6 protein-coding genes are annotated in these 3,193 nt (G+C 37.7%); all 6 read left to right on the forward strand.

The features are described 5' to 3' along the window. Positions 1-63: 63 nt before the first annotated feature. Positions 64-561, forward strand: a complete 498-nt coding sequence (locus ABN217_RS18720) for a hypothetical protein (protein WP_349459772.1) — start codon at positions 64-66, stop codon at positions 559-561. Further along, positions 561-839: a phiTE_015 family protein gene (locus tag ABN217_RS18725; RefSeq protein WP_349459773.1), complete on the forward strand. Its 279-nt coding sequence runs from the start codon at positions 561-563 to the stop codon at positions 837-839. Before ABN217_RS18720 ends, ABN217_RS18725 begins: the two co-directional genes overlap by 1 nt. Before the next feature lie 68 nt (positions 840-907). Beyond that, complete coding sequence (gene dcm, locus ABN217_RS18730; protein ID WP_349459774.1) at positions 908-2,125, forward strand: DNA (cytosine-5-)-methyltransferase; 1,218 nt, start codon at positions 908-910, stop codon at positions 2,123-2,125. A 92-nt stretch (positions 2,126-2,217) separates the two neighbouring features. Next, complete coding sequence (locus ABN217_RS18735) at positions 2,218-2,403, forward strand: hypothetical protein (RefSeq protein ID WP_349459775.1); 186 nt, start codon at positions 2,218-2,220, stop codon at positions 2,401-2,403. After that, positions 2,396-2,722: a phage protein NinX family protein gene (locus ABN217_RS18740; protein WP_349459776.1), complete on the forward strand. Its 327-nt coding sequence runs from the start codon at positions 2,396-2,398 to the stop codon at positions 2,720-2,722. Before ABN217_RS18735 ends, ABN217_RS18740 begins: the two co-directional genes overlap by 8 nt. Next, on the forward strand, positions 2,712-3,193 hold a 482-nt coding region (locus tag ABN217_RS18745), incomplete at its 3' end, for a phage N-6-adenine-methyltransferase (protein ID WP_349459777.1). The genes ABN217_RS18740 and ABN217_RS18745, both read left to right, overlap by 11 nt.

Here is a 3,193-nt window from a genome sequence, read left to right on the forward strand (position 1 = left end):
TATGGCTCAAGCTCTAGTTTACGCCAATCGTTTATATAAAGCTGGATATAGAAAGGTGGAAAAATGAAAGACAGAATCAAGTTTAACGATGCAATGTTAGCGGCTGTCATGGATGGAAGAAAAACGCAGACACGTAGACCGATTGAGCCACAACCAAAAGTAACCGAGGAGGAGTTACGCAAACTTGGTGCATGGCAAGAAGGTTACACACTATCAGAGCAAGTATGTGCAGCATGGCGACATGGATTTGTTGATGTTGATTGTCCGTATGGTGAAACTGGCGACATCATTAACATTACAGACAAGGACTGTAATATCAAAGGGAGAATTAAAATTACTGATGTTTGGGTTCAGCAGATTCAGGAGATATCACAAGATGATGCACACGCTGAAGGATTTGAGCTTACTGGGTGGCGACCTACTTATAGTGACCCAGACAGTGGCAGCGAGACATCCACACCATACGATAAATTCGCTGATGCATGGATAGATATTTACGGTGAAGATAGCTGGATGAATAACCAATGGGTATGGGTAATAGCGTTTAAAAAGGTGGAGTAATGGATAAATCAAGGCGGCAATTTGAAGCGTGGTTTAGCGTAAATCAGAATAACCATCTAGACCAATTAATAAGAGACAAGCGCGGTAATTATTTTTACATTGTAACCAGAACAGCATGGGAGGCGTGGCAAGCACGCGAGAGTTTAATTAATAGCTTAGAACCTGTTGGTTATATGAGATTAAAAGGAGGCGATAATATTAAGGAATATGGCTTTACACATATTTATGAAGAGAAGTTTGATAAAGAAACCATTCCACTCTACCGCCTAGATAAATAACCATGAAAATAATCGGATATGTATTACTCATGCTAATACAGGGTTCTGCACATCTATAGGAAACCAAAATGATATATTTAAGTTTGTGCAACGGAATATCCGCTGGACGATTAGCGCTGACTCGCGCTGGAATTAAATTTGATAAATATTACATAGCCGAAATAGATAAATTCGCTAATAAAGTGTCTGAGTTTCATTATCCAGATAATATCCAATTAGGTGACGTTAATAATTGGCGTGAGTGGGATGTTGATTGGTCAAGTGTAAGTTTAGTTACTGCGGGATTTCCATGCCAGTCGTGGAGTTTGGCAGGTAAGCAATTAGGCGATAAAGATGAGCGCGGTAAATTATTCTGGACGACATTAGAAATAATGAGCTGTGTATTAGAAAATAATCCAGATGCTAAATTCATGCTAGAAAATGTAAAAATGAAAAAGGAGTTTGAGGAATATATAACACTGCATACGGAACGTGCATTAGGTTATGTAAATAAAACTCTTATTAATAGCTCGTTATTATCAGCACAAAATAGACAACGTTATTATTGGACTAATTTTGAAGTTAGCCAGCCTGATGATAAAGGAATTTTACTGAAAGATATTATTGATGATGACAGTATTACTGATAGAGAAAAATCATATTGCATCATGAGTAATTACGATTGCGGTGCAAGTGAAGATGAGTACTTTAATAAACGTCGCCGGCAAATAGTATTTAGGCCATGCGAACCAAGAGAAAATATTAAACAATCCAAGGACGGGTTAATTCATGTTGCTAATGCGTCGGACATTAAAGGCAACGAACAGATAAAACGCATTTATTCTGATGCTGGAAAAGCCCCGACATTGTCAACATGCCAAGGCGGGCATAGAGAGCCGAAAGTTGCAATATCTACGGAGGTGGTTAGAGCTACAGTGCAAAAGAATGCGGAACACACATATAACGGAAAAGTCCCCACTCTAACCGCAGCTGCTGGGTTAGGTGGTGGTAACGTACCTATGTGTACTTCTAAGAAAACAGCTGATAGATTTAAAGGCAAGTATATTGATAAAAATGATAGGTTGCTATATCGAAAATTAACGCCTACAGAATGCGCGCGGTTGCAGACTTTCCCCGACGGCTGGTGTGAAAATATAGTCTCGAATTCACAGTCATATAAATGCTACGGCAATGCTTGGACTGTTGATGTTATTGCTCACATATTTAAATGTGCATATAGAGAAAATAAACATGAAGCTATTCGTAATACTGTTAATTATGAACAATCATGCAGTGCCAATATCTGAGGATTTATATACGCAATCGGAATGCAATAAACGTGCTGAATATTTAATGTCAGTGAGGGGTTTAAATATTATTTGTGGCGAGGTAATAAGAAGTGAGCAAATTAAAAGATAAAATAATTAGCCTACTTAAAAATAATCAGTTAACCATAGATGAATTATATTACTTATGCAGTCCTGAATATTCTAAAAGTCAGGTTAGCTGTGTAATTGGTCATTTAGAAGCAGGTGGAATTATTAAGAAAAACATTTGTGAATATTGGGAGTTAATCAATGAATAGCTATAATAAGTACACCGACCTTCAAATTAATGAATTGGTTGCTACAAGGTTAAAGAAGAAATGCTTATTAACGGAAGAATCTGTATTAGCTTATATGGATAGTGGTTATCGGACTTTCGACCCATGCAATAACCCTACTGACGCAATGCCGATTATTATTGAGAATAAAATAGGAATGAATTTTTATAATAATGAGCTTGGTTGGGGTGCGTATCATCGATGTGAAGAATTTGGAGAGCTTGAAATACACGATAAAGGATATTATCGCGCAGCTATGATTTGCTTTCTAATAATGAAGGATGCGGAGAATGAAAGCTGATTACGGAGGTAGCCACACACCTAGGGAATTGCGTGACAGATGGCAAACTCCCATACCTTTATTCACAGCACTGGACGCTGAATTTGGTTTCTATTTAGATGCCGCCGCCGATAAAAATAACGCTCTATGTTCTCATTACCTCACCGAAAAAGACGACTCGTTAAATTGCGATTGGGAAAGTTACGGAGCTATATTCTTAAATCCCCCATATAGTGAAATTCAGCCTTGGATTAATAAAGCCGCCGAGCAATGTAAAAAGCAACTACAACCTATCGTGATGTTAATTCCTGCTGATACCTCTGTTGGTTGGTTTAATTCTGCATTAGAAACAGTTGACGAAGTGAGACTAATTACAGGAGGAAGAATATCTTTTATTAATGCAGGAACAAACAAGCCAGTTAACGGCAATAATAAAGGATCAATGCTTTTAATATGGCGACCCTATATCAAACCACGAAAGATAATTAATAC

Origin of the sequence: Proteus sp. fly-1067, from assembly GCF_040139345.1 — a bacterium.
In the GTDB taxonomy this organism is placed as follows: Bacteria; Pseudomonadota; Gammaproteobacteria; order Enterobacterales; family Enterobacteriaceae; genus Proteus; species Proteus vulgaris_B.

Bases quoted from the DNA above. Each gene is read 5' to 3' on its own strand.
- ABN217_RS18720 (WP_349459772.1), top strand. From the start codon at position 64: ATGAAAGACAGAATCAAGTTTAACGATGCAATGTTAGCGGCTGTCATG.
- ABN217_RS18725 (WP_349459773.1), top strand. From the start codon at position 561: ATGGATAAATCAAGGCGGCAATTTGAAGCGTGGTTTAGCGTAAATCAG.
- dcm (WP_349459774.1), top strand. From the start codon at position 908: ATGATATATTTAAGTTTGTGCAACGGAATATCCGCTGGACGATTAGCG.
- ABN217_RS18740 (WP_349459776.1), top strand. From the start codon at position 2,396: ATGAATAGCTATAATAAGTACACCGACCTTCAAATTAATGAATTGGTT.